The organism is Campylobacter sp. MG1, from assembly GCF_026616895.1.
GTDB lineage: Bacteria > Campylobacterota > Campylobacteria > Campylobacterales > Campylobacteraceae > Campylobacter_E.
Genome location: NZ_JANYME010000005.1, coordinates 73,154 through 97,472 on the forward strand (window position 1 = coordinate 73,154; position 24,319 = coordinate 97,472).

General features: G+C 27.4%; 25 protein-coding genes. 9 read left to right on the forward strand and 16 right to left on the reverse strand.

Annotation, left to right across the window (positions count from 1 at the left end):
- Positions 1 to 6: 6 nt before the first annotated feature.
- From NY022_RS05355 to NY022_RS05385, 7 genes are all read right to left on the reverse strand, one after another.
- Positions 7 to 1,422, reverse strand: a complete 1,416-nt coding sequence (locus NY022_RS05355; protein WP_267524192.1) for a type II and III secretion system protein family protein — start codon at positions 1,420 to 1,422, stop codon at positions 7 to 9.
- Positions 1,419 to 2,195, reverse strand: a complete 777-nt coding sequence (locus NY022_RS05360; protein WP_267524195.1) for a hypothetical protein — start codon at positions 2,193 to 2,195, stop codon at positions 1,419 to 1,421. The genes NY022_RS05355 and NY022_RS05360 overlap by 4 nt, the downstream gene beginning before the upstream one ends.
- 2 nt (positions 2,196 to 2,197) lie before the next feature.
- On the reverse strand, positions 2,198 to 2,617 hold the full coding sequence (locus NY022_RS05365; protein ID WP_267524197.1) for a prepilin peptidase: 420 nt from the start codon (positions 2,615 to 2,617) through the stop codon (positions 2,198 to 2,200).
- Positions 2,607 to 2,828 (reverse strand): Flp family type IVb pilin, encoded by a 222-nt coding sequence (locus NY022_RS05370; RefSeq protein WP_267524199.1) that lies wholly within the window; start codon positions 2,826 to 2,828, stop codon positions 2,607 to 2,609. The genes NY022_RS05365 and NY022_RS05370 overlap by 11 nt, the downstream gene beginning before the upstream one ends.
- 147 nt (positions 2,829 to 2,975) lie before the next feature.
- Entirely contained in the window at positions 2,976 to 4,412 is a 1,437-nt protein-coding gene (locus NY022_RS05375) for a phosphoethanolamine transferase (RefSeq protein ID WP_267524201.1), read from the reverse strand.
- Entirely contained in the window at positions 4,372 to 4,629 is a 258-nt protein-coding gene (locus NY022_RS05380; protein WP_267524202.1) for a hypothetical protein, read from the reverse strand. The genes NY022_RS05375 and NY022_RS05380 overlap by 41 nt, the downstream gene beginning before the upstream one ends.
- Entirely contained in the window at positions 4,619 to 5,332 is a 714-nt protein-coding gene (locus tag NY022_RS05385; RefSeq protein ID WP_267524204.1) for a TerC family protein, read from the reverse strand. Before NY022_RS05385 ends, NY022_RS05380 begins: the two co-directional genes overlap by 11 nt.
- Positions 5,333 to 5,430: 98 nt before the next feature.
- On the opposite strand from NY022_RS05385, the gene aspA reads away from it, so the two are divergent.
- The 4 genes from aspA to NY022_RS05405 all read left to right on the forward strand — a co-directional run bounded on the left by aspA (position 5,431) and on the right by NY022_RS05405 (position 9,859).
- Entirely contained in the window at positions 5,431 to 6,831 is a 1,401-nt protein-coding gene (gene aspA / locus NY022_RS05390; RefSeq protein ID WP_267524206.1) for an aspartate ammonia-lyase, read from the forward strand.
- Positions 6,832 to 6,971: 140 nt separating this feature from the next.
- The gene (locus NY022_RS05395; RefSeq protein ID WP_267524208.1) at positions 6,972 to 7,229 is read left to right on the forward strand and encodes a heavy-metal-associated domain-containing protein; all 258 of its coding nucleotides are present in this window, start codon (positions 6,972 to 6,974) and stop codon (positions 7,227 to 7,229) included.
- Positions 7,226 to 7,468 (forward strand): hypothetical protein, encoded by a 243-nt coding sequence (locus NY022_RS05400; protein ID WP_267524210.1) that lies wholly within the window; start codon positions 7,226 to 7,228, stop codon positions 7,466 to 7,468. The genes NY022_RS05395 and NY022_RS05400 overlap by 4 nt, the downstream gene beginning before the upstream one ends.
- Before the next feature lie 33 nt (positions 7,469 to 7,501).
- A complete protein-coding gene (locus NY022_RS05405) occupies positions 7,502 to 9,859 on the forward strand; it encodes a TonB-dependent receptor plug domain-containing protein (protein WP_267524212.1) in 2,358 nt (785 codons plus the stop codon).
- A gap of 19 nt (positions 9,860 to 9,878) precedes the next feature.
- Here the strand turns inward: NY022_RS05405 and NY022_RS05410 are convergent, their stop codons facing one another.
- From NY022_RS05410 to NY022_RS05435, 6 genes are read right to left on the reverse strand one after another with little or no spacing between them, the layout of a single operon-like run.
- Positions 9,879 to 11,714: an aryl-sulfate sulfotransferase gene (locus tag NY022_RS05410; protein ID WP_267524213.1), complete on the reverse strand. Its 1,836-nt coding sequence runs from the start codon at positions 11,712 to 11,714 to the stop codon at positions 9,879 to 9,881.
- 25 nt (positions 11,715 to 11,739) lie between these two features.
- Positions 11,740 to 13,578, reverse strand: a complete 1,839-nt coding sequence (locus NY022_RS05415) for an aryl-sulfate sulfotransferase (protein WP_267524215.1) — start codon at positions 13,576 to 13,578, stop codon at positions 11,740 to 11,742.
- A gap of 39 nt (positions 13,579 to 13,617) precedes the next feature.
- On the reverse strand, positions 13,618 to 15,450 hold the full coding sequence (locus tag NY022_RS05420; RefSeq protein ID WP_267524217.1) for an aryl-sulfate sulfotransferase: 1,833 nt from the start codon (positions 15,448 to 15,450) through the stop codon (positions 13,618 to 13,620).
- Positions 15,451 to 15,458: 8 nt separating this feature from the next.
- On the reverse strand, positions 15,459 to 16,217 hold the full coding sequence (gene dsbI / locus NY022_RS05425; RefSeq protein WP_267524219.1) for a protein-disulfide oxidoreductase DsbI: 759 nt from the start codon (positions 16,215 to 16,217) through the stop codon (positions 15,459 to 15,461).
- Between the two features lie 11 nt (positions 16,218 to 16,228).
- Positions 16,229 to 16,891 carry a thiol:disulfide interchange protein DsbA/DsbL gene (locus NY022_RS05430; protein ID WP_214116882.1) on the reverse strand — a complete coding sequence of 221 codons (663 nt, stop codon included), beginning with the start codon at positions 16,889 to 16,891 and terminating at the stop codon, positions 16,229 to 16,231.
- A 59-nt stretch (positions 16,892 to 16,950) separates the two neighbouring features.
- Positions 16,951 to 17,661: a disulfide bond formation protein B gene (locus NY022_RS05435; protein ID WP_267524222.1), complete on the reverse strand. Its 711-nt coding sequence runs from the start codon at positions 17,659 to 17,661 to the stop codon at positions 16,951 to 16,953.
- A gap of 72 nt (positions 17,662 to 17,733) precedes the next feature.
- Between NY022_RS05435 and NY022_RS05440 the strand changes: the two genes are divergently transcribed.
- The 4 genes from NY022_RS05440 (at position 17,734) to NY022_RS05455 (ending at position 20,142) form a co-directional block, all read left to right on the forward strand.
- A complete protein-coding gene (locus tag NY022_RS05440; RefSeq protein ID WP_267524224.1) occupies positions 17,734 to 18,618 on the forward strand; it encodes a DMT family transporter in 885 nt (294 codons plus the stop codon).
- A 51-nt stretch (positions 18,619 to 18,669) separates the two neighbouring features.
- Positions 18,670 to 18,834, forward strand: a complete 165-nt coding sequence (locus tag NY022_RS05445; protein ID WP_267524226.1) for a hypothetical protein — start codon at positions 18,670 to 18,672, stop codon at positions 18,832 to 18,834.
- Between the two features lies 1 nt (position 18,835).
- On the forward strand, positions 18,836 to 19,447 hold the full coding sequence (locus NY022_RS05450; protein WP_267524228.1) for a DUF5710 domain-containing protein: 612 nt from the start codon (positions 18,836 to 18,838) through the stop codon (positions 19,445 to 19,447).
- A 113-nt stretch (positions 19,448 to 19,560) separates the two neighbouring features.
- A complete protein-coding gene (locus tag NY022_RS05455; RefSeq protein ID WP_267524230.1) occupies positions 19,561 to 20,142 on the forward strand; it encodes a hypothetical protein in 582 nt (193 codons plus the stop codon).
- 237 nt (positions 20,143 to 20,379) lie between these two features.
- Here the strand turns inward: NY022_RS05455 and NY022_RS05460 are convergent, their stop codons facing one another.
- A complete protein-coding gene (locus tag NY022_RS05460; RefSeq protein ID WP_267524232.1) occupies positions 20,380 to 20,919 on the reverse strand; it encodes a YagU family protein in 540 nt (179 codons plus the stop codon).
- A 160-nt stretch (positions 20,920 to 21,079) separates the two neighbouring features.
- Between NY022_RS05460 and NY022_RS05465 the strand changes: the two genes are divergently transcribed.
- Positions 21,080 to 21,937, forward strand: a complete 858-nt coding sequence (locus tag NY022_RS05465; RefSeq protein ID WP_267524234.1) for a hypothetical protein — start codon at positions 21,080 to 21,082, stop codon at positions 21,935 to 21,937.
- A gap of 127 nt (positions 21,938 to 22,064) precedes the next feature.
- Here the strand turns inward: NY022_RS05465 and NY022_RS05470 are convergent, their stop codons facing one another.
- Together NY022_RS05470 and NY022_RS05475 are read right to left on the reverse strand one after the other, a co-directional pair.
- Positions 22,065 to 23,033, reverse strand: coding sequence for an iron-sulfur cluster assembly scaffold protein (locus tag NY022_RS05470; protein ID WP_267524236.1), 969 nt, complete (start codon positions 23,031 to 23,033; stop codon positions 22,065 to 22,067).
- Positions 23,033 to 24,229 (reverse strand): NifS family cysteine desulfurase, encoded by a 1,197-nt coding sequence (locus NY022_RS05475; protein WP_267524238.1) that lies wholly within the window; start codon positions 24,227 to 24,229, stop codon positions 23,033 to 23,035. The genes NY022_RS05470 and NY022_RS05475 overlap by 1 nt, the downstream gene beginning before the upstream one ends.
- Positions 24,230 to 24,319: the final 90 nt, after the last annotated feature.

The following is a 24,319-nucleotide window of genomic DNA, read 5'->3' on the forward strand; positions in this document are numbered from 1 at the left end:
TTCTCCTTATTTTATAAAACCAATATTAGAAATAAATTCATTTAACTCAGTTTCTTTTAAAACAGAACTTTGAATATTGTTGATATTAAGCAAAGATCCAACTAAAGTTTTTTTATGGATACTTGGCACTTGAACATATTCTTGTGCAACTGGCTTTGTAAGACTTATAGTCATTACTACTAAAAGCTCTGTTTTTGACCTAGTTTTTGAATTTTTCTTAAATGCTCCACCTAAAATTGGTATATCTCCAAGCCCGGCAATACCCCTTAGATTTTCAATATCACGCTCATCAATAAGCCCACCTAATATAAAACTATCCCCATCGGCAAGCTCTACTACACTTTGGGTTCTTCTTTTTTTGATATTTGCCGTGCTTGTAGTTTTACCTTCAACTACACTTGCAATATCACTTACTTCTTGAGCTATATTTAAAACTATCCTATCTTTGCTATAAACTTTAGGCTGAACTGTAAGCGAAATACCATAATCAATAGGAGTTTGAGGATTAATTTCTGTAACACCATTACTTGCTATTGTCATTCCTGTCGGAGTATATTGAGAAGTTACTTGAAATGTAGCACTCTCGCCACTAATAACTGAAATATTTGGTTGTGCTAAAATTCTAGCTACATTTTCATCTTTTATGGCATCAATAATTGATGTAATTCCTATTGTTTTAAGATTAGAAGATAAAGAATGTAATTGTGAATTAACAATTGGAATTTCAAAATGCCCATTATTAAAATCAATTCCTAATTTTTCTACAATTGATTTTTCTACATCTGCAATTATAAGTTTTACATTTACTTGCTTTGGGGCTAATACTTCTAAATCATCTACTAATCCATCAATGGTTATTTTTTCTAAAAAATCTAAATTTTCACTACCATCTCTTGTAATATCTACACCTGTATTTGAAGTTTTAGAAATATTTTGTTTTTTAATTTTATCAGATTTTATATTTAATCCTAAAGCCGTTGCTGCTGTTAAATAAGCCTTATCTCTACTTTCTAAATTAGGCACTACCCCACTTATAATATAGCCTTTTTTTGAACTTGAATTACCATTTTCTTCTATAGATAATTTTTCAAGTTTTATTTTTGAATCAGGATTTTGCCTTTCAATTAATCTTGCAATTTTTACTAAATTTGGACTTTCCGTATCAATATTAGCACTTATATTTAAAATTATGTTATCACCATTTTCACCAAAAGCTTTAATTTCAGCATATCCATTTGCCTTTGAAAAAACAGCTAAAGTTGTAAAATTAATAACTTGATAATCAAGAACTTTTGGCTCACTTGCAAATACTGTTGAAATTTTTTCTTTAGTATTGAAAACCTTTGATTCACCTGGTTTTAATGTCAAATAACTTGCATTTAATAATGTTAAACAACAAAATAAAAATATAATAATTCTCATTTACCATCTCCTCTTAATTCTTTTACATGTTCTTTTACCAATATTTTTTCAGCAGAAAAACTTTCTTTACTATTTTTATCAGCAGGAAAAATATAAAAATGCCCTAAATTTTCTATAGCATAGATAGTTTTAACATCATTTGCACTCATTTGTAAAATTACTTGATTTTCTCCATTTGAATTATTTTTATTTAAAATTCTTTTATCTTTAAAAAATAATACTAGATTAATTAAGTTTGCATTTTCTTTATTTGCTTTATTTAAATTATCACTTCTTGTAACAATGCCTGAATCTTGACTTTTTGTTTTCTCTTCATATTTAAAATAAACATCAACATTCTCTCCTTTTTTAATATCTTTTAATATATTAATTTCACGTTCATTCAAATTAAATATAAATGCTAACTCACCATCTACTGATATATCAAGTGAATCGTCTAAAATGCCACCTTTTAATAAATCTTCATATCTTAAAATACTTTTTGCATTTAAATCTTTATTTAAAGAAAAACCACCGTTAATAATAAAATCTATATTTTTATCAATAATTAAAGAATCTTTTAAGTAATCAATATTTAATTCTTTATTTTCAACCTTTATATCACCATTTTTTAAAATTTCTCCTTTTTTAATATCTTTTGATAATACTAAAACACTATGTATTTCTTTTTTAACTTTATTATCATTAGATGTATTTTGCTTTTGATTAATAATCCCAAAACTAGAGATTACAATAATCATTATTGATAAAATAATAATTAACTTTGAATTCATAATCAACCTTTAAAATATAGTTCATAAAAAATAATTATATGGCTAGTAGCTATTGCTGGGGCATAAGGAACGCTTTTATTTTTAAAAAATAGCAAAACAAATATCCCAATAAAACAGCCAAAAACCGACATTAAAAATAAAAAATCAATCAAATTTTCTTCCCTAACGCAAAGCAAATAAACGCAAATAAGCTTTACATCAGCAGCTCCAAAAAACTTAATTTTCCATAATAAAAAGCCCACTAATAAAGCATATAAACTAAATTTATAATTTAATTCATACTCAAATAAAAATGAGGCAACTACACACAAAACTAAAGCAATCAAAACTTGATAATTGCTAACTTCTCTTTTTTTAAAATCTGTAAAAAAAATAGTAATCAAAAGTAAGATAAACCCACCTAAAATTATATTATTTGCCACTTTCTTCCTTGGTTATTGTAAGGGCATCTTGAATACTTTTAAATGAATCTTTTATCTTGCTTATAAGACCATCGTCACCACTACCTAAAACCAAAAATAACATTGCAGAAATTGCAACAGCAATAAGTGCATATTCAATAGCAGTAACACCTTTAGTGTCCTTAATAAAAACTAAAAATTTACAATATGTTTTAATAATAAATTGATTCATATTTTATCCTTAAAATGAGATTTAAAGTTTCTATTTTATTTTTATAAACTAAATTTAATCTTAAAATCATTATCAAAATAAAAAATTTTAATTATTATTATTTTTATTAAAATTTAATATTTTTTTTATTATATATTTATTTAAAACTTAGTCATAATTTAATTCATTTGAAAATATTCTTTTTCTTTCTTTATCATATTTATCATTAATAATACTACGACTCAATTCAAATTCTTTTGTATCAATATCTGCAATATCACAAATTAAATGTATTAAATCATCGCTCATAAAAGGTAAATCTTTAGCTTTATTTAAATCTTTTAATAGTTTTTTATGATTTTCTTCAAAAGAATTTGAATAAAGGATTATAAAAGGTATTTCGGCAGTAATTTTATCTAAAATATGCCCTAAAACAGATTTGCTTTTATCATCATATAAGCTTTCAGCATGGTCGCTTAAATAAATTATCAAACTATCATCATTTTTAAATATATCATAAATATTTTGAATTATATAATCAGTATAAAGTATGGAATTATAATATTCTGCTATGCTTTTTTTATCGCTTATATTAGTTTTAATATCGCTTTCATTAAATTTTGCAAATTCTTTAGGATAGCGTTTTTTATAATTTCCGTGATTTCCTAAAAGATGAATTACTATGAAATTATTATCACTTAATTTTAGGTTTTTAATAATAGGCAATAAAACCCCATCATATTTTGCATAACTTAAAGTATCGCTAGAGCTCATATATTTATTTGTAAAATAAGAAAAATCACTCATAATACCAACACTAGCGGCATTATTTCCCCATTCGCTAATATAGTCTTGATTAGATATCCAAAAGGTTTTGTAATTTGCTAATTTGAATAAATTAATAATGTCTAAATTCTCATAAAATTTTCTTTCACTTAAATTATCTAAATTAGCAAAATTAAGTAATACACTCATTACTGGATTTGTAGAAGCATAAGGGGCAATAACATCAGAATAAATTATTTTATTTTTTATATTTATTAGATTAGGTGTGGTGTTTAATCCTTGCCCGTAGTCTTGATAAGCACTTCTTCTTGAGCTTTCTCCTATTATTAAAACTATATTTTTTATGTTTTCATTAGCTTTTAATTTTTCGTGATTATTAGCAATTTTTAAATAACTCTCTTGCATTATTTTAGAATTAATCAAAATATCATCTGTATAAATTAATTCTTTATTAAATTTAATAAAAGGAATATTTATATATCTACTAAAATCATATTTAATAGCTCTTCTTAAATCATTCCCAAAGCAAACTACAAATATTAAAATAATAAAAGCTATGTTTAATTTGTTATTTATCTTTATATTTATTTTAATTTTTAATAAAATTAAAGCCACAATCATAAAAATTAAAATTCCAAAGAATTTAAAATTAATATATATTGATACAAACTCAATACTTTCAGCCATATTTGTATTTAAAAATGCTTCTAAGAAACTTGGATTTAAAAAATTATTAAAATTAATTACTAAAAAAGATTGAATAAAGATTACAAAGAAATTATAAATTATTAAAAATCTTAAAATCCACCCCCCCCCCATAAGGGATTTTAGATTTTAGAATATAGATTAGAAAATATACAAATAAGATTATAAAAATTAGTGTAACTGAAGTAGATTTTATATATTTTAAATCTTGAATAATTCCTTGATTTATATTCTTATTAGAAAACAACACTAAGCAAAAAATATTGCTTAGTGTAAAATATAAAAATATTCCAAAATGCTTTAAAACAAATTCAGTAAAATTATTCTTCATCTTTAGCCTTTTTTAAAATATTTAAAATAGTTGCGATTAGCGAAAAACCAAGTGCTGAATAAATATAAGCTTTATCTACATGAAGTCCTAAACCTTCAACAATTAAAACTCCACCTACAAGTACTAAAAATAACAATGCAAGCATTTTAAGCTCATAAAATCTATCAACAATATCACTAATAAATTTAGAAGCAAACATCATAAATAAAACGGCAATTATCACAGCTGTTACCATTATTGACAAATCATTAGCAATTCCTACAGCAGTAATTACACTATCTAGCGAAAATACTATATCAATTAAAGCTATTTCAATTATCACAATAAAAAAATTTGCACTTGCTTTAAATTCTTTTTCTTCATGTTCATCTTTATACATTTCAAAAATTTCTTTTATAGATTTAAAAACTAAAAATATACCACCACCTAATAAAACTAAATCTCTTCCACTAATTTCATTACCAAATACAATAAATAAAGGTTTAGTAAGTTTAGTAAGCCAAAAAATACTAAATAAAAGTGCTATACGAGTTAACATAGCAAAACCAAGACCTAGAATTCGCCCACGATTTTGCAAATGTTTAGGTAACTTAGATACTAATATAGTTAAAAATATGATATTATCGATACCTAATACAATTTCAAGCAATGTTAAAGTTAAAAAACTAAGCCATCCCTCAATAGAAAACAACCATTCAAACATAAATATCCTTAATTAATTTTTAGTTATAAACTTATCCTATAATATTAATTGAAAAAATTAACAAATTTATCCTAAATAAAAGGATTAAAGGAGATTTAATGAGAAAAGAACACGATTTTATTGGTGAACTAGAAATTGCTGATAATTGTTATTACGGTGTACAAACATTAAGGGCTGTACAAAATTTTGATATCTCAGGAAAACGCATTAAAGATTTTCCAAGGTTTATTACTTCTTTTGCTAAAGTAAAAAAAGCAGCTGCATTAGCAAATCACGAACTAAAATTAATTAGTGATGAAATTAAAAATGCTATTTGTTTTGCTTGTGATGAATTAATAGCTGGAAAATATCAAGACCAATTTATTGTAGATATGATTCAAGGTGGTGCAGGAACTTCTACAAATATGAATGCAAATGAAGTTATAGCAAATATAGCACTTGAATATATGGGGCATAAAAAAGGTGAATATGAATATTGTCATCCAAACGACCATGTAAATTTATCTCAAAGCACAAATGATGCATATCCAACAAGTATTCGTGTAGCTTTATATGATTATTTAGGCGATTTAATGGATGCTATGGAGTATCTTAGAAAATCTTATGAAAAAAAAGCAATTGAATTTAAAGATATTATAAAAATGGGTAGAACCCAGCTTCAAGATGCCGTTCCTATGACTTTAGGGAGAGAATTTCAAACATTTGCTGCTATGATAGGTGCTGATATAAAAAGAGTAAATAGTGCTAGAGAACAAATCTTAGAAGTAAATTTAGGTGCTACTGCTATTGGAACTGGAATTAATTCTCACCCTAATTATCCACCAATAGTCGCTAAATATTTACAACAAATTACAGGTGCAAATTTCGTAATAGCAGATGATTTAATAGAAGCTACTCAAGATACAAGTGCATTTGTTCAAATTAGTGGGGTTTTAAAAAGAGTTTCAACAAAACTTAGCAAAGTTTGCAATGACTTAAGATTACTTTCTAGTGGTCCAAAATGTGGCTTAAATGAAATTAACTTACCAAAAATGCAACCAGGCTCATCAATTATGCCAGGTAAGGTAAATCCAGTTATCCCTGAAGTGGTAAATCAAGTATGCTATTATGTAATCGGTGCTGATGTTAGCGTTACTTTAGCTTGCGAGGGCGGACAATTACAATTAAATGTATTTGAACCACTTGCAGCATATAGTTTATTACATAGTATTTGTATGCTAGAGCGTGCTATGAAAACATTAGCTGATAAATGTATAGATGGAATCACGGCTAATAAAGAAATTTGTGAAAATTTCGTAATGAATAGCGTTGGAATTGTAACCGCACTAAATCCTTATATAGGCTATGAAAATAGTGCAAGTATTGCAAAAGTTGCACTAAAAACTGGTGCAAGAGTTTATGATTTAGTTTTAGAGCGTAAATTAATGGATAAAGAAAAACTTGATAAGATTTTAAGCCCTGAATTTATGCTTAAACCTCATATGGGCGAAGTGAAATAATATTTAAAAAATGCTAAATTTCAATGCTGAAATTTAGCATTTTAATTACACTGATTTATTCTTATTAAAAATAAAATTCTTTATCAATATTTACTAATAATATACTAAAATTAAAAAATTATTAATTTTAAGGAGTAATTATGAAAAAAGTATTTTTCTTAACTTTCATTGCAAATTTCTTATTTGCTGATGTTACCTACATATTAAATGTCAAAAATATGGGTTGTGGTGGTTGTGCTAAAAAAATTATAGCTGCAACTGAAAATATAGCTAAGGTAAAAGATTATAAACCTGATTTTAAAACGAAAGATTTAATTTTAACTTTTGGCGAAGATGTTGATATAAAAGAGATTGTTGCAAAAATAAATGAAGCAGGTTATAAGGCTATACAACAATGAAAGCGTTAATAATAACGCTTTTTGCTATAAATTTATATGCGAATACTTATTATATAAAAGATATGGCTTGTGAGGTTTGTGTAGATTTTATTAGTTTTTGTGCTAATAAAATTACTAAAAACTATAATGTAAATTTAAATAATAAAACTTTAATTATTAATGATAAAAAATATGATGAAAAAAAATTGCTAAAGTGCCTTGAAAAAGAAGGTTATAAAGCGACATTAAAATTAAATTAATTTATAATAAAACATTGGATTGGCAGGGGTAATTTGAAATTTTATAAAATATACATACTTGTATCACTTAGTTTAAATGCTGTAACTTTAGATGAAATTCATATATATGATAATAGTTTAAATACCGATTACATAGGATTTTCTAGCACACTTTACAATAAAGAATATATAAATAATCAAAATAAAATAAATCATAGCTTAGATGAACTTTTAAAAAAACATACAAATATAAGAGTAAGTGTAGATAAAAATACCACTAATTCATATTCGTTAAAACCAGAGGATTTTTCTATAAATGGAGCAAAAACTTATCAAAATCAAATGTATGTAGATGGTATAAATATTACAAGCACAATAGCTCCTAATAGATATAAATATCTATATAAAAATGTATGGTTTAATCCATCTTTAGGCTCTTACGGACTAAATATTGATTCATCATTACTTGAAAATTTAAATGTGCATGATAGTTTTGTAAGTGCTAGTTACGGAGGATTTTTAGGTGGAGTAATTGATGGAAAAATAAAAAATCCAACAAAAAAACCTAGTGGAGCAATTAATATGTCTTATACAACACAAGAAAACGCTTTCATTGATGAAAAAATTAGACAAAATTATTCTACAGGATATGGATACCAAGATTTTAGCAATTATTATAAAAGATATTTAAGTGCTGATTTTAGTTCTTATTTAAATGATACTTTTGGTTTTTTATTTTTTGTGAGTGATAATTATTCTAAAGCAAAAGTAAAAAAGAAAGATATTTATACCATTGATAGCGTAAGCGAAAGAACTAATACTATATTATTAAAAACTCAAAAAGACTATGAAAATCATACACTATATTCAGTATTTTTATATAATCCTATGAGTGTTAAACAATTTCAAGAAGGCGTAATTAATTCTAATATGAATGTAAAATATGGTGGTTATAGCATTGCTTTTAATTTAGAAAGTAATTTAAAAAATTTACAAATAAATCAACATTTATCATTTTTAAAATCTAATTCATCAAGAATTTATGATAACAAAGTGCAATACCAACTCATTTTGCCATCAGGAGCAAAACAAAGCTATGGTGGATTAGGTGATACATTACAAAAAGAAAAAAGCTATCAATATAAAATTGATTTAAAAACAAATGAATTTAAAGCTAAAAATCTAACATATGATTTTAATTTTGGTTTTGAATTTATTAAAAACCAAGGAGAAATAAATAGAATAAGCCCTTATACAAGATATGAAAATCCAACTCCTTTACAAAATAATTTAAACTGTAAACTAAATGATAAAAGCTGTATAAATAATCAATATTTTCAATACTATGAAACACATTATGCAAATAGTAAAAAATATATAAATAATTATGGTGTATTTATTGAAGGGAATGCAAATTATGATAATTTTAGGTTAAGACTTGGATTAAGGGGTGATTATGATAGTTTAAGTAAAAAATTTAATCTAGCACCTAGAAGTGGAGTAGAATATTATTTAAGCGACAATCAGGCTTTAGGATTTGGTTTTAATAAATATTTTGATAAAGGACTTTTAACATATTTACTTTTTGATGATTATTTTAGTGGATATGAGGAATATACAAGAACTAGTTATGATGATACTTGGGTGCTTAAAAACAAATGGAAAAAAGATAGAGTATTTAAAGGACTTAAAAGCCCTTATGCTAACGAATTTAGCGTTTATTATAACGCCGAATTTAATTATTTTAAAATGCTTTTAAAATATGTTAAACGTAAAACTTATAACGAAATTTATTCATCAAGTCAAAAAGATTTAGGCTTAGAAAACATTGATGGAGTTGAGAATAATTATAGCGTTTATCACAATGATAAAAAAACAAATAGTGATATTATAAGCCTTAATTTATCTAGTAGTAAGCCATTAAATATTTTTAATACTCAAAATTATTTTGATTTAAACCTTAGTTATATACATAAAACTGGTAGTACGATGGAATATTCTAGCAATAAAGGCTATGATATTATATATCATAATAAAATCATTAAATCTAGTGAATTACCATTTATTTATGAACCATTTACAGCAAATCTAACCCATACTTTAATTTATAATAATTTTAAATTAAATAATTATTTTACATTTCATTCAAGTTCTAATAATCTTTTTAATACATATGATAATGCATTAAAAAAACGAATATATAGCGATATTAGACTTAAACATTACTACACTTGGGATTTAGGATTAAGCTATATAAAAAAATTAAAAAATAATCAATTAATTGCAAATTTCAATATAAGCAACATAACAAATTCTAAAAATACAATAGGAGTATTTAATTGTAACAATGAAGTATGTTTTAATTATGATAATAGTAGAACATATAATTTTAATATATCTTATATATTTTAAGCCCAAAATGGGCTTAAAATTATTTACTAAGTGCTTTGCCTAAATCAAACGGCCACGCTTGATAACCAGTCGCATCTTTAATTTGCATTTCAACACTTGGTTCTTTTGCTCCATATTTAAATTCCATTAAATAAGGGCTTGGAGCTGATAACCACGCACCTTTTGCCATATCAAAATCACCTCCAGCAGTTGCTGAATAAACTGATATTGATTTTTTATCAGAATTATATTTGGTAATAGAAGTAACTGGACTATACCAACTATTTCCACGCTCTTTTCCATATTCCCAAACTTGTTCAACGCTCATTTTTTTCTCATCTATTTTATAAACAACTGCACGAGAGTATTTATCAGTTGGAAACGCAGGTTGTTCCATACCACGACTATCTCCATTATCAAAAACTGTTATATAAGTAATACCTTTTTTACTCATTTCATTAATAATATAAGCTGTGTGCTGAGTCCAAGTGAAGTCAAATCCGCCTTCAGGATTTTCATATCCTGGGCATTTACTATATTCATCATCACACTCAATTTTTTTACCTTTATTATCCACAGGTTGTAATAAGTATTTTTTAAACTCATCTTTCCAACCTTTATGAGCACCTAAAATCCATTTGATTTTTTTATCACGACCAATTTTTACAACTGCATTTTGATGGCGAGATGAAATAATAATACTATCATCAATTTTATCATAACTTACGCTATTTACATGAGCCCAGTTTCTACCAGCACCACTTCCTACTATATCTCCAAATTTATCACTACTATCAAGTTTAGATATATCATCTGAACTTAAAGTTTGTCCTGCTTTATTAGCGTCAACATTTAGACATACCGCACCTTGGTCTAATACTTTTAATGCTATATCTCTATATGGATCAAGTATTTCGTATAATCTCCAATCATCAACCACATTACCATCTCTATCAATTTCTACAATAACATCTCTTACCGTTCTTACATGTTTGCCGTCAGGACGAATTGCATCAGCACTTGCAACTCTTAAAAAATAATTACCATTTGAAGCTATATCTAATTGATGAGAATAATCTACATAATTAGCAGGTAAGCGACGATTGAAAATCTCTCTTCCCATTATGTCGTATTTTGCATATCTTTGACCATATCCCCAAACTAAAGCACCATCACTATCTTGTTGGAAACCCATCATAACACCAGATTTATACTGTTGGTCAAAATCATATATAGGATTTGCAAACATATACCAACGAACATCGCCAGCTGTATCTAAAATATAATTTTCTGGATAATAATTCCACTCAAGAGCGCCTCCAGTTGGATTATTCCAAACAACTCTAGCTGCTTGTCCACCTTTTTTATCAATATTATTAACAAAATATAATCTATCTTTAAATTCATTATCAACTTTTTTTACTTCTACATTTGAAAAGAATGCACCTTTTTTAAATTTAGTTCCACTAGGCTCTACATAAATAGCTGCTGCATATAATTTATATTCTTCGTTTTCTATTCTTTCACTTTTACCATTTGCTTCTTTTGTATAGCTAACCTTAACCGTATTATAATAATCAGGATATAGTCCAAAAACTGGAATTCCACCGTGAGTTAATAAAAATTTATTAGCAACATTATATTTTAGAGGAACTCCATTTTCCTTAGGAACAATTTCAACACTAACATCACTTAATTTATAACCACCATTTTTAATAACTGCTGTAAGGGGAGCGATTTTGTAAGGATTCATTATTACTTCGCCTATCTTACCTTGCTTTTCATGGTCAATAGCTGCTCCACTAGCACCACCTATAGCATAAGCACTTGTTGAAAGAATTGCAGCTGCTGCAAACCAACTTAAAATTTTATTCATATTTTTCTCCTTTAATTTTTTAATTTTATTTAAACGCTTTTTCTAAGCTAACAGGCATCGCTTGATAACCAATTCCTGTTCCTGTAAATTGAATTTGAACTGATGGAGTTTTACTTCCCCATTTAAATTCATCAATCTCTGGCTTTGGCTCACCTATAGCCTTACCAGCACTTAAATCAAATGCCATTCCAGCAGTTGCACTATAAGTTACTATAGAATCTGTATCTTTATAATACTCAGTAAGCGATGTAACAGGGCTATACCACTCATTTCCACGCTCTTTTCCATATTCCCACACTTGCTCAACTGTCATATTTTTTTGGTCTATTTTATAAACTACAGCACGAGAATATTTATCTGTTGAAAAAGCAGGTTGTTCTATACCCCTAGCATCACCATTATCAAATGCACTTATATAAATATATCTTTTGTCTGATTTTGAATCAATTCTCCAACCTGTATGCTGTGTCCATGTAAAGTCAAATCCACCTTCAGAATTTTCGTATCCTGGACATTTACTATATTCATCATCACAAACAATTTTTTTACCTTTGCTATCAACAGGTTGTAATAAAGCTGCTTTAAATTTATCATTCCAACCTTTATGAGCACCTAAAATCCATTTTACCTTTTTATCACGGCCAATTTTAATAATAGCACTTTGATGGCGAGATGAGATTATGATGCTATCATCAGTTGGGTCATAATCAACACTATTTACATGGGCCCAATTACGACCAACACCAGTTCCTGCTATATCTCCAAATTTATCACTACTATCAAGTTTTGCTAACTCTTCATCACTTATAGTTTGTCCTGCTTTACTAGCATCAACATTTAAACATACTGCACCTTGGTCTAATGCTTTTATCACATTACTTCTATATGGATCTAAAATTTCAAAAAGTTTCCAATCATCAACAACATTACCATGTTCATCAACCTCAACTATCACATCACGAACTGTTCTTACACTTTTTCCATCTGGTCTTAATGCATGAGCTGAAGCAACCCTTAATAAATAATGTCCATTTTGCATATTATCAACAGCGTGAGATGCATCAATATAATTTAGTGGTAGTTGTCTATTAAACACTTCTTTACCCATCAAATCATATTTTGCATATCTTTGTCCAAAACTAAAAGAAAACGCACCATCTGTATTTTGATGAAAACCCATCATAATACCACGATTATATATGTTATTCCAATCCATAAGTTTATCAGCATCAAAATACCATCTAATCTCACCTTTAGTATCAATTATAAATGCATTTGAACTTTCATCCCATTCCATAGCACCACCTACTGGATTATTCCAAACTGATTTTGAACTGTGTGCTGCTATTTTTCCCGGAGCATTATTTACTAAATAAAGTCTATTTGCAAATTCAGGTTCAACTTTTAATACTTTCACACTTTCAAAAGGAACACCTCTTTGCATGGCACTACCACTAGGTGTCATATTTACACCCGAAGTAGTTATTTTATAAATTTCATCTACAACTTTTTCAACCTTATCATTTATTTTTTTTGTATAACTTACCTTAACAGTATTTTGATAATTAGGATAAAGCCCAAAAACAGGAATGCCCCCATAAGTCTTAGCTCTTTGAGAATCAACTTGATATTTAATAATTTGTCCATTTTCTTTTGGAACTATCGTTACTTCAATATCACTTAATTCATAACCGCCATTCATAATAACAGCTGTTAATGGAGAATATCCATAAGGATTTAAATTTACAGCTCCTAATTTACCTTGAACATACCAATCAATCTTAGCACCACTAGCACCACCTATAGCATAAGCACTTGTTGAAAGAATTGCAGCTGCTGCAAATAAACTCAATACCTTTTTCATTTTAATCTCCTTTAAAAAATTAATACATTAACAATTACATTACTTAAATGCTTCATCTATATGAATAGGATAAGCACGATAACCTATAGTTCCACCCATATTTTTAAATCTTAATTCAAATAGCACTTCTTTTGTCTTATAATCAACTTCATTTAAAATTGGCTCAGTTACACCTGTTTTTGTAAGTAATTTTCCTAAACCTGCAGTAGCTGAATACATAAATACTGAATTTGTTTTTGGAAAATACTCAGTTATAGAAGTTATAGGGCTATACCAATCAAATCCCCTTTCTTTACCATATTCCCATACTTGCTCAACTGTCATTTTTTTCTCATTAATTTTATATATTACGCCACGAGAATATTTATCTGTTGGAAATGCAGGTTGTTCCATACCTCTAGTATCTCCATTATCAAATACGCTAACATAAACTTCATCTTTATTTGACATACTTGGAATTACATATGCAGTATGTTGTGTCCAAGACCAATCAAAACCACCTTCAGTATTTTCATATCCAGGACATTTACTATAACCATCATCGCATTCAATTTTTCTACCCTTACTATCAACTGGCTGTAGTAAATATTTTTTAAATTCATCACCCCAACCTTTATGAGCACTCAATATCCATTTTATTTTCTTATCTCTACCTAGTTTTACAACTGCACTTTGATGGCGAATTGATAAAACAACACTATCATCTCTTTTATCATAATTTGCACTATTAATATGAGCCCAATTACGACCAACTCCAACGCCTGTAACATCACCAAATGGAGAATTTTTATCTTCTAAATCTTCCTTAGATGCAACCTTTCCAGCTTTTTGCTCATCCACATTTAGACACACTGCACCTTGATCAAGTACTAACAAATTTGTATCTCTATAAGGATCTAAAATATCATAAGTCTTCCATTCATCTAATACATTGCCATTAGAGTCTAGCTCTATAATAACATCACGAACACTTCTTACATTTTTACCATCTTTTCGTTTTTGATCACCACTTGCAACTCTAAGTATATATGTGCCTTTATCTGTTTCTTCTATGTGATGAGAAAAATCAACATAACCTAATGGTAAGCGACGATTAAAGATTTCTCTACCCATTAAATCATATTTCATATATCTTTGTCCCATTCCCCAAAGTAAATTACCATCTTTGGTTTGAACAAAACCCATCATATTACCTTTTTTATAAATATTATTTGGATCTCTAATTTCATCAGTTTTTAAATACCATCTAATATCCCCATTTGTATCTACCATCCATACATAAGGTTCTAAGTCCCACTCCATAGCACCGCCTGATGGATGATTCCAAACAGCTTCACCGCTATTTGGTAGTGATGCACGAATTATGTGATTAATTAAATAAAGATTATTTTTAAACTTATCATCAGATTTTTTAACAACTTCAGCATTTGGTAATATACCAGCTTGATTTGTGCCTGTTCCTAAATTATAAACTGGTGGAGCATAAATTTTATATTCTTCATTAATTTTTTCTGCATTTTCTTTACCTACACTTCTAGTATAACTTACCTTCACAGTATTTACATAATCAGGATAAAGTCCAAAAACAGGTATTCCACCATGAGTTAAAATATCTTTATTGCTAGGATTATATGAAATTGTTATACCACCATTTTCTTTACCAACAACACTAACACTAACATCTTTTATATCATAACCACCATTTTTAATAACAGCTGTAAGTGGAGCGATTTTATAAGGATTCATCATAACAGCACCAATTTGCCCAACCGCTTTATAACTAACTGGACCACTAGCACCACCAATAGCATAGGCTTGAGTTGAAAATATAGCTGCACCTAAAGCTAAACTCATTAATAATTTACTTTTCATAATAACTCCTAAATTCCAGCTGCCATTGAAGCAATTTTTGCTGCTTTAATAGCATTTCCACTAAAAAATAAAATCAAAGTAATAGCTATTACAATAATAGCACCAATTTTTGCACATTTGCAAGGTTTTGATATAAAGCCTATAAACATTGCTAAAAGTGCAACAAAACAACATACAAAGCATAATAAACATGCAATTGCCATATTCATAAAATGCAAACTAGGTATTAAATACCAACCTTGCGAATAAAATCCATCTTCAAAATCGCCCGCTTCAGTTCCTACGAAAAATTGTTGAAAAGAACTTAAAGTAGCATAAGCATCTTCAGGCACGATAGGATTATCAAGACCACATTCTCCAGTAGGTAAAAACCAACCTGGTGCTAATTCGTGTAAAGGCAATGCAAAAGGATATATTGGAATTTCTCTACAACCTTGCACTCCACCAAAAGCATTTGCATTATGCACTGCTTCGTGAATTTCATTTAAAGTTATACAAAATCCAAAACCTATTAAACAACCATAAAAACCTAAAGTATATCCAATAATTCTAGTTAGTTGATGTGGATAAACAGCTGCTATTATGCCACCTATTGCCATTACTATCATTGCATATCTAATATATACGCATTGTTCGCAAGGCTGCATATATAAATAATCTTGAAAGAAATAATGTGCTACACAAGTAAGACCTAGTGTAACAATAACCATTAATATCCATAAAAGCCTACCTTCTTGTAGGCTTGTTAATTTATTAAGAAGCTTCATAGCAAAACTCCTTACATACTAAGTAATTCTTTAATAACCTCAACTAAAGCTTCAGGCGAGCCAATTTTTGAAATATTTACTTCATATTTTCCATTAACTACAAAACCTGGAGTTCCGAAATTTTTTGAAATAGGGTCAGCGATTTCATAAGAAGCAATGATTTCTTGAGCCTTAGGAGTAGCTAAAAACTCATCTAATTTTGCTTTATCAATTCCTAAAGCTTTTAGACCTGTTTCATAAAATTTATCTGGCTCAGCACCATTTCCCCATCTTTGATTTTTCTTAAAATAAGCTGAAAAATAAGCATCACTTACTTTATGGTGTAAGCTATGTGCGTCAGCAACTTTTCTTCCTGCTTTTTCATCTTCATTTTGTGCATAAGCTAAAACTTCAGCAGCTTGCTTGCCATAATCTCCCATAGTTTTTACTAATAAATATCCAACTTTTACATCAGGGAATGCAGCTTGGATTTTTTCCATAGTTTTTGCTTTATGATGTGAATAGCAATGTGTGCATCTATAAGACCATACTTCATAAACTGAATTTTGAGCATTTGGGATAGGAGTGCTTAATGTAATGTATTCATTACCTTCGCTTAAAGCAAATAAATTACCCCCCCCCATTAGCATAGTAGCTAAAACCAATGAACTTGAAACTTTTTTTAAGACTTTCATCTTAATCTCCTTAAATTAAAATTATATTTTTATTTTAATATTGTAATCTTAATTATTTATTAATATTTTGTGATGTTTCCGATAATAATCAATGCTATACTAAGTGATAAAATTAAGATAGAATATAAAATTTTTTTATCTTCAAAACTCATTATAAAATTAATAAATAAAATCAAAATTATCACAAAATTTACACTAAAAATAATAAAACAAGCCTTTGCCATATTTATAAATTTAAAACTAGGGATTAAATACCAGCCATTAGAATATAACCCATCTTTATAAGCATTATCACTTGTTCCTATAAAAAATTCTTGAATTTTATCTAATTTCACACTCTCTATAACATAAGGGCTATCAATCCCGCACAATCCTTCAGGGGTGAAAAAACTAGGAAAATATTTTTCTAAATGTAAATTAAAAGGAAATTTAGGATTCAAAAAACAATTTGGTGCATTTGAAAATAAATCATCGCTATTTACAGCATTGTGAATCAAATTTAAAATATAAGAGTAATAAAAACCCATAAAAATTGAATAAAAAATTAAAATAAAAGATATAAATTGAATAATTTTTTTAGGACTTATAAAAATAATTAAAGCTGAAAAACTTAATAAAAGCATAACAAATCTTATATAAACACAATATTCACATGGACGCATATATAAATAATTCTGAAAAAAATAATGTGAAAACATAACTAAAGAAAACATAAAAGCAAAAATTAAAAACCAAATTAATTGAAAGTTATTAAAATATTTGAAATTCATAAAAATCCTTCAAAAAAAATACAAAATTATAATTTAACTATATAATCTAATAACTAACTATAAGGGAGAAAAATGAGTAATAATCAAGGTGCTATTTTAGTAATATTTAGTGGAATATTTTGGGGTTTTAATGGACCTTGTATAGAATTTCTAACACAAATTAATCATGTAAATTTAGATGCAATAATAGCTTATAGGTTCTTAATAGCTGGGACTTTAATGCTAATGTTAGGGTATTATAAAAATTTATTTACAACTAAGATTTTTAAAAATAAAAAACACCTAATTAGTTTAATAAGTTTTACAATTTTTGGGATATTCTTTTCTCAATATTTTTATTTTTACGGCGTTATGCTTAGCAACTCAGCCATCGCTACTATAATACAATTTAGTGCACCAGTTTTTATAATATTAATAGTATGTTATGAAGAAAAAAGAATACCTACAATTAAAGAATTTTTAGCCTTTATTTTAGTATTTTTAGGAGCTTTTTTGCTTGTAACCAACGGACATTTAGATAAAATTTTAATCACTCCTTTTGCATTGCTAATGTGCATTCTATCAATGGTAGGCTTTGTTGCTAACTCAATCATACCAAGAAAAATAAACACTATATATTCTCCTATTTTTGTGCTTGGAATTTCAATGAGTATTTGTGGGATAGTATTTTTTGTAAGTAAAGGTGTTTGGGATATAGAAGTTACTTTAAATTTACAAATTTTACTTGCTTTTTTTACAATTTTACTTTTTGGAACAATGTTTCCATTTATTTTCTACATGACAGGAGTAAATAAAATAGGAGCAGCAAAAAGCACTATTTTATCATCATCAGTGCCAATAGTAGCGACTCTAATTTCACATTTTTGGCTTAAAACTAGTTTAGGGTATATACAAATTTTAGGATTTTTATTAATTTTTATAGCTATTTTAATAACAATTATAAAAAAATTAAGCTAAATAATTAACAAAATAAAATAAAATCATAAAAATTATTAAAAGGAATTTTATATGGATTTTTTAGATTCACTAAAACAAATAAAAACTGACATAGTTGAGAACGAAAAACTTCAAGCTGAAAAAAAAAGATTAGAAGAAATCGCACAAAAAGAAAAAGCTTTGCAAGATGAATTTATAGATATGATGAAAGATTGTGGAGTAAAAGAAATAAAATAATATGCTTTTATTAGATGTTAATTATAACGAAAAAGATGAGGCTAAAAAATTAGGTGCTAGATGGAATCCAGAATTAAAAAAATGGTATGTAAATGATAGAAAAGATTATCATAAATTCATAAAATTTATTAATGGTAATATTATTATAATTGATAATTTATATCTTATTGAAGGCAAACAAAACTGCTTTAAATGTGGTAAAGAAACAAGAGTAATTGGCTTTGGGATTGATAAATATATAAATATAGATGATGATTATATAAATTTTTCTAATGATGATGATATCCATATAGTCGGTGCTATTGAGCCTATACCTGAAAAATTAATAAAATATATTCAAGAAAAATATAATTATAAAATGCGATTTTCAAAAACTACACAAACAAGCAATATGAGTAATTGCTGTGATAATTGTGATATTTTACAAGGTAATTTTTTTCTTTTTAATGAGGTTGATAGTCCATTTTTCATAACTTCAATAGATGATGTTAAAAGATTAAAAATTTATAAAATAACACTGGATAACGATATAACAATAAATGCAGATTATAGCTATGCTAATTATGATTTTATGTTTAAAAAATATGGAAATATTATTGAATTAAAATTATAATCATTTATCTACAAATATTATAAAACAATAATTATAAAAACTTTAAAAACACATTTACAAACCAAAAAATATTCTTAAATAATGATATGATATGAAAAAACAATGGAGTTTAAATGTTTAAGAAACTTGGATTATCACTTATGTTAGTTTCATTATTAAATGCTGGATTATTTGATATGTTTCATAAAGATAAAATACCAAAAACTCCCATATATACTTTATTTGATTTAAGCAAAAAAGGATCTAAAATTGAAATAATCTTTAAGCCACAAAGAAAAGATATAGGAGAGCGTTTAGGGTTTTATGTTTTTTATCCTTTAAGATTTAGATATGGTGAAATTGGTAAGGATTTTTACTTAGTTGATTTATATGATAAAAAAATAGAAGATAATATACGAGATAATCCTTATTATCCATTTGCACTTGATATTAAAATATATGAGCTTACTAAAGATGGTGATGAGATATTAGTATTTGATAAAGTTGCTACACCAAATGAAAAGACAAAGGCAAATGGCTATAGGGTTATGGATATTAAAGGCGAAGATGTTTCTGTAGCCGAAAGATATCTTAGACTTTATTTTATACCTGAGAATAAAACATATAAAGCAGTCATTACAAATCTAATAGATGATGATAATATAAGGGGTGATTTTACAAAATTTGCAATTACAGTAGATAGAACAAAACATTAATAAGGAGAAATTATGAGCAAATACACTTTAACAGTTAAGATAGCAAAAGCTGGTAAATAGTAAATTTTATAAATAAAATCATGCTATTTAAAAATACAAAATAAAATTACAGTTCAAAAAACTACTAAGACAACGCATTTGTATATTAATATTTATAAAAATTTATCTTAAATTTTAATTTATTATTAAACTACATGATTTAAAAAATTTATTTTAATTATTTACAAGCATATCTAATTAAGATATGCTTATATCAGGTGATTTTGTAATTCTATTTCTTATATCTCTTCTTACTATTTCCATTCCCCATAGCCATACAATATGTCCAAATATTTCTGATAAATGTTCATCAAATGGAATTTGTGATAAAGGTGGAACTTGTGCTATTAAAGGCATTACAATTACATGCGCGAATAAATATACGAAGAATCCAAATACAGCACCTTGCCACATTTTAATACGAGGCCAAATTTCTGCAATCATACAATACATAACACCAAATACAATTGAAAATCCAACATGAACAATGAAAATTGATAAAGGCATATCCATACCTGAAAACATATAAGTAAAATCAGTAGGCATACCAATTTGTTCTAAAAATATTTTAGGTGGAGTTGTTCTTTCTAATGCATCAAGAGGCCAAACAAAATTAGGATTTCTTGGTGGAAATGGCACTTCCCAGCCCCATTTAACAATAGCACCGAATATTCCAGCTAGAATTCCAATCCAAAAAGATAAAGCCAAACGCCTATCGCTAGGTTTTGTAAAAGTCATAAAATCTCCTTAAAAATAAATTGAAAAGGCGTGAATTATAATTATAAAAATTAATATATAGTAATTGCAATTACATATTTATTAACTATCAATTATTACAAATTAATAGTATAAATTTAAATAAGCAACTAAAACATTTTGCAAGTTATAAAGGGTAAATTTGAATATAAATAATTTAAAAGATTATAAAATAAAAAACGATTATTTATATAGCTTAGAGCTTATTAGATTGTTTTATGATTATTTTATGATTTTTTTTATAGTTAGCATTATTATTTTTCTTTTAGATAAAGCAGGTGTATTATTTACTATTCAAGACCCAACAACTAGCGAGATGATAAAGCAAGATAAGTTATTGTTTGTTTTGCCGTTTTTTATTTATGCACTTCTTGAATGTTTTATTAATAGACCGATAAAAAGACTAAGATTTGTTAAAAATAATGATTTTTACATTAGTGTAGATAATGAAAATATATATTTTGAAACCTACGAAATAGATGATATCGGTGTTTTAGGTATAGGTAAAAGCTTTAAAAAAGTAACAGCAATTATAGATAAAAATGATATAGTTTTTAGGTTAAAAACCAAGCGTCCAGTATTGAGTTATTCTTTCATATTTGAGTATGAAATGTTTAAAACACAAAATGAAGAAGATAAAAGCTGGACTTATAGAATGGATGAACCTATTCTTAAAATACTTTATTCTCCTTTTCATTTTGTATTTTTTATAATAAATGTTTTAGTTAGTTATATTATTTTGATTAGTCAAAACGGCATAAAACTTAAAACCTATACAATATATCAAACTAAAACTAAGCTAGTTTCATTGCCTTTTGTTGATGATTTATCGGTTTATTTTTTATATACAGAATATAGAAGAAATTCAGCTGCTATTAGCAAAGGTGGTTATGAATTAGATAACAAAAAAGACATACAACCACTAGGCGAAAAATACATAGAAAAACAAAAAAATAAAATTGAAAAGATTTTAAGAAATAAAAATAATATTAATATTTAAAATATAGTATCCATAAATGTAATTTAATGAAAAAATTTTAAAATCAACATATAAATTTAATAAAAAATCTATAAAAATAATTTTTTACTTAAAATTTAGATAGGAATAAAATTTCCTATCTATAAATTTACACTGGAATTACTCTAATGTTTGGACTAAGATTTTCTTGAAGAACGTTTTCAATAGCATACAATGTCCCAGTGCTTCCACTAGAACAGCCACTACATGCGCCTAGATATCTAATATATAAATCGCACATTCCATCGCTACTTTTTTGAATATCAATTACTTCTAAATCTCCACCATCCATATGTAGCATTGGGCGAATTTCAGTATCTAATAATTCTTCAACTGCTTTAATTTGTTTTACAACGGTTAAATCATCAAAATTATCACTTAAATTAGCTTTTTTCAAGCGTTCTTTATCCATTTCAGCTCTAGTTTCAGCCAATATATCAACCAAATAATACTCTCTTTTTTCATGACCACCAGGTCTTACACAAGATTTGCAAAAGCCACCTGCTTTAGTATATTGAGTAATTTGCTCAACTGATTTTAAATCATTTAATTTTATTACTTCTTTAATAGTTTTTAGGCTTACTCTAGCACATTCACAAACTATAATCTCATCTTCAAAATCTTCAGGGTTAATACCTTTATATTGAGCTGCTGCAGCTTTTATAACATCATACGCCATTACACTGCAGTGCATTTTTTGAGGTGGAACTGCAGGAGTATCAGGATTATCACGCATTGCAAATTCCACATCTATATTTGTAATTTTTACAGCTTCATCAACACTTTTACCTATACAAAGTCCTGCCATTGTATCACTACTAGCAATTGCAGTCCCACAGCCAAAGCTTTTAAATTTTGCGTCCTTAATAATATTAGTATCTTCATCTACTAACCAATAAAGCCTAACAGCATCGCCACAACTTTCAGCTCCAAAATCTGCAACTATTAATCTTGTATTAGTAGCTTTTGCGTCTTCTTCTGTAAGCTCACCCATATGAATTGGATTATTCATTAAATCTTGAACTTTTTGTGAGTATTCATCCCAAATTGAACCACTTATTAAATTATTTTTTGCCATTATTTATCCTTTTTAAGCCAGCTTGGAGAATAAGCGTAAGTGCTAGAAATTGCTCTTAAACGCTTAGCTGCTGCTTTAATTTGTTCTGCTGCGTAATCAATTTCACTTTCTGTATTAAAACGACTAAGGCTTAATCTTAAAGCCGTATGAGCTAAATCAGCGTGAGCTCCTATTGCTTCTAAAATAGGATTACTTTCAAGTGCCTCTGATGCACAAGCACTTCCTGTACTTGCTGCAATTCCAGCCTTATTTAAATCCCATAGCATCGCTTCACCTTCAACACCCTTAATACTTGCTAAAATAGTATTAGGGACCCTATTTATTCTATTTCCTACTACACTAACATCAGGAATTGTTAAAATCTCATCTTCTAATTTATCTCTTAATCTTCTTATATGAGAATTTTCGTAATCAAGCATTAAATTAGCAAGTCTTAACGCTTCTGCCATTCCAACTATTCCAGCTACATTTAATGTCCCACTTCTACGACCACCCATATGCTCTCCGCCGTGAAGTAATGAAGTAAGTTTTAAACCTTGTTTTATATAAAGACCACCAACGCCTTTTGGCCCGTGGAATTTGTGTGCTGAAAATGACGCAAAATCAACTCCTGCACTTCTAAAATCAACTTTTATTTTACCAACTGCTTGGGTTGCATCAGTGTGAAATAAAGCTCCGTGCTCATGTGCAACTTGAGCTAATTCTTTAATAGGGAAAATCATTCCTGTTTCATTGTTCGCCCACATAACATTCACAAGTGCTGTTTTATCGCTTATTACAGCTGCTAAATCACTAAGATTACAGGTTCCTTGACTATTTACAGGTAATTTTGTTATTTTTACACCTAATTTTACTCTAAGAAACTCTAATGCTGATGATACTGCTGGGTGTTCTACACCACTTGTTATAATTTCATTCTTTTCTTTATTTAAAATTTCATCAAAATAAACGCCTTTTATAACCCAATTTATACTCTCAGTAGCACAGGAGGTGATGATAATATCATCAAAATCACTAGCACCTAAACCACTATAAAGTTTATTTAAAGCATCATTTAACGCTTTATGTGTAGCTTGACCATAGCGATGAAGTGAATTTGGATTACCATAATTTTCTTGTAAAAAAGGTTTCATCAAATCAAAAACTGCTGGGTCTATCATAGTAGTAGCGTTATTATCTAAATAAATTTCTTTCATAACCTTTCCTTTTTTTATAAAGCTTTCTATCTATTTTTAAAATGGGATAAAAATTATCTTTTATAAATAATAGTCCAAAATGATAAATGA

What these genes read in the sequence shown, in the direction of transcription:
- NY022_RS05355 (WP_267524192.1), bottom strand. Translation starts at nt 1,422, where the DNA reads ATGAGAATTATTATATTTTTATTTTGTTGTTTAACATTATTAAATGCA.
- NY022_RS05360 (WP_267524195.1), bottom strand. Translation starts at nt 2,195, where the DNA reads ATGAATTCAAAGTTAATTATTATTTTATCAATAATGATTATTGTAATC.
- NY022_RS05370 (WP_267524199.1), bottom strand. Translation starts at nt 2,828, where the DNA reads ATGAATCAATTTATTATTAAAACATATTGTAAATTTTTAGTTTTTATT.
- NY022_RS05375 (WP_267524201.1), bottom strand. Translation starts at nt 4,412, where the DNA reads ATGGGGGGGGGGTGGATTTTAAGATTTTTAATAATTTATAATTTCTTT.
- NY022_RS05380 (WP_267524202.1), bottom strand. Translation starts at nt 4,629, where the DNA reads ATGAAGAATAATTTTACTGAATTTGTTTTAAAGCATTTTGGAATATTT.
- NY022_RS05385 (WP_267524204.1), bottom strand. Translation starts at nt 5,332, where the DNA reads ATGTTTGAATGGTTGTTTTCTATTGAGGGATGGCTTAGTTTTTTAACT.
- aspA (WP_267524206.1), top strand. Translation starts at nt 5,431, where the DNA reads ATGAGAAAAGAACACGATTTTATTGGTGAACTAGAAATTGCTGATAAT.
- NY022_RS05395 (WP_267524208.1), top strand. Translation starts at nt 6,972, where the DNA reads ATGAAAAAAGTATTTTTCTTAACTTTCATTGCAAATTTCTTATTTGCT.
- NY022_RS05400 (WP_267524210.1), top strand. Translation starts at nt 7,226, where the DNA reads ATGAAAGCGTTAATAATAACGCTTTTTGCTATAAATTTATATGCGAAT.
- NY022_RS05410 (WP_267524213.1), bottom strand. Translation starts at nt 11,714, where the DNA reads ATGAATAAAATTTTAAGTTGGTTTGCAGCAGCTGCAATTCTTTCAACA.
- NY022_RS05415 (WP_267524215.1), bottom strand. Translation starts at nt 13,578, where the DNA reads ATGAAAAAGGTATTGAGTTTATTTGCAGCAGCTGCAATTCTTTCAACA.
- NY022_RS05420 (WP_267524217.1), bottom strand. Translation starts at nt 15,450, where the DNA reads ATGAAAAGTAAATTATTAATGAGTTTAGCTTTAGGTGCAGCTATATTT.
- dsbI (WP_267524219.1), bottom strand. Translation starts at nt 16,217, where the DNA reads ATGAAGCTTCTTAATAAATTAACAAGCCTACAAGAAGGTAGGCTTTTA.
- NY022_RS05430 (WP_214116882.1), bottom strand. Translation starts at nt 16,891, where the DNA reads ATGAAAGTCTTAAAAAAAGTTTCAAGTTCATTGGTTTTAGCTACTATG.
- NY022_RS05435 (WP_267524222.1), bottom strand. Translation starts at nt 17,661, where the DNA reads ATGAATTTCAAATATTTTAATAACTTTCAATTAATTTGGTTTTTAATT.
- NY022_RS05440 (WP_267524224.1), top strand. Translation starts at nt 17,734, where the DNA reads ATGAGTAATAATCAAGGTGCTATTTTAGTAATATTTAGTGGAATATTT.
- NY022_RS05445 (WP_267524226.1), top strand. Translation starts at nt 18,670, where the DNA reads ATGGATTTTTTAGATTCACTAAAACAAATAAAAACTGACATAGTTGAG.
- NY022_RS05450 (WP_267524228.1), top strand. Translation starts at nt 18,836, where the DNA reads ATGCTTTTATTAGATGTTAATTATAACGAAAAAGATGAGGCTAAAAAA.
- NY022_RS05455 (WP_267524230.1), top strand. Translation starts at nt 19,561, where the DNA reads ATGTTTAAGAAACTTGGATTATCACTTATGTTAGTTTCATTATTAAAT.
- NY022_RS05460 (WP_267524232.1), bottom strand. Translation starts at nt 20,919, where the DNA reads ATGACTTTTACAAAACCTAGCGATAGGCGTTTGGCTTTATCTTTTTGG.
- NY022_RS05470 (WP_267524236.1), bottom strand. Translation starts at nt 23,033, where the DNA reads ATGGCAAAAAATAATTTAATAAGTGGTTCAATTTGGGATGAATACTCA.
- NY022_RS05475 (WP_267524238.1), bottom strand. Translation starts at nt 24,229, where the DNA reads ATGAAAGAAATTTATTTAGATAATAACGCTACTACTATGATAGACCCA.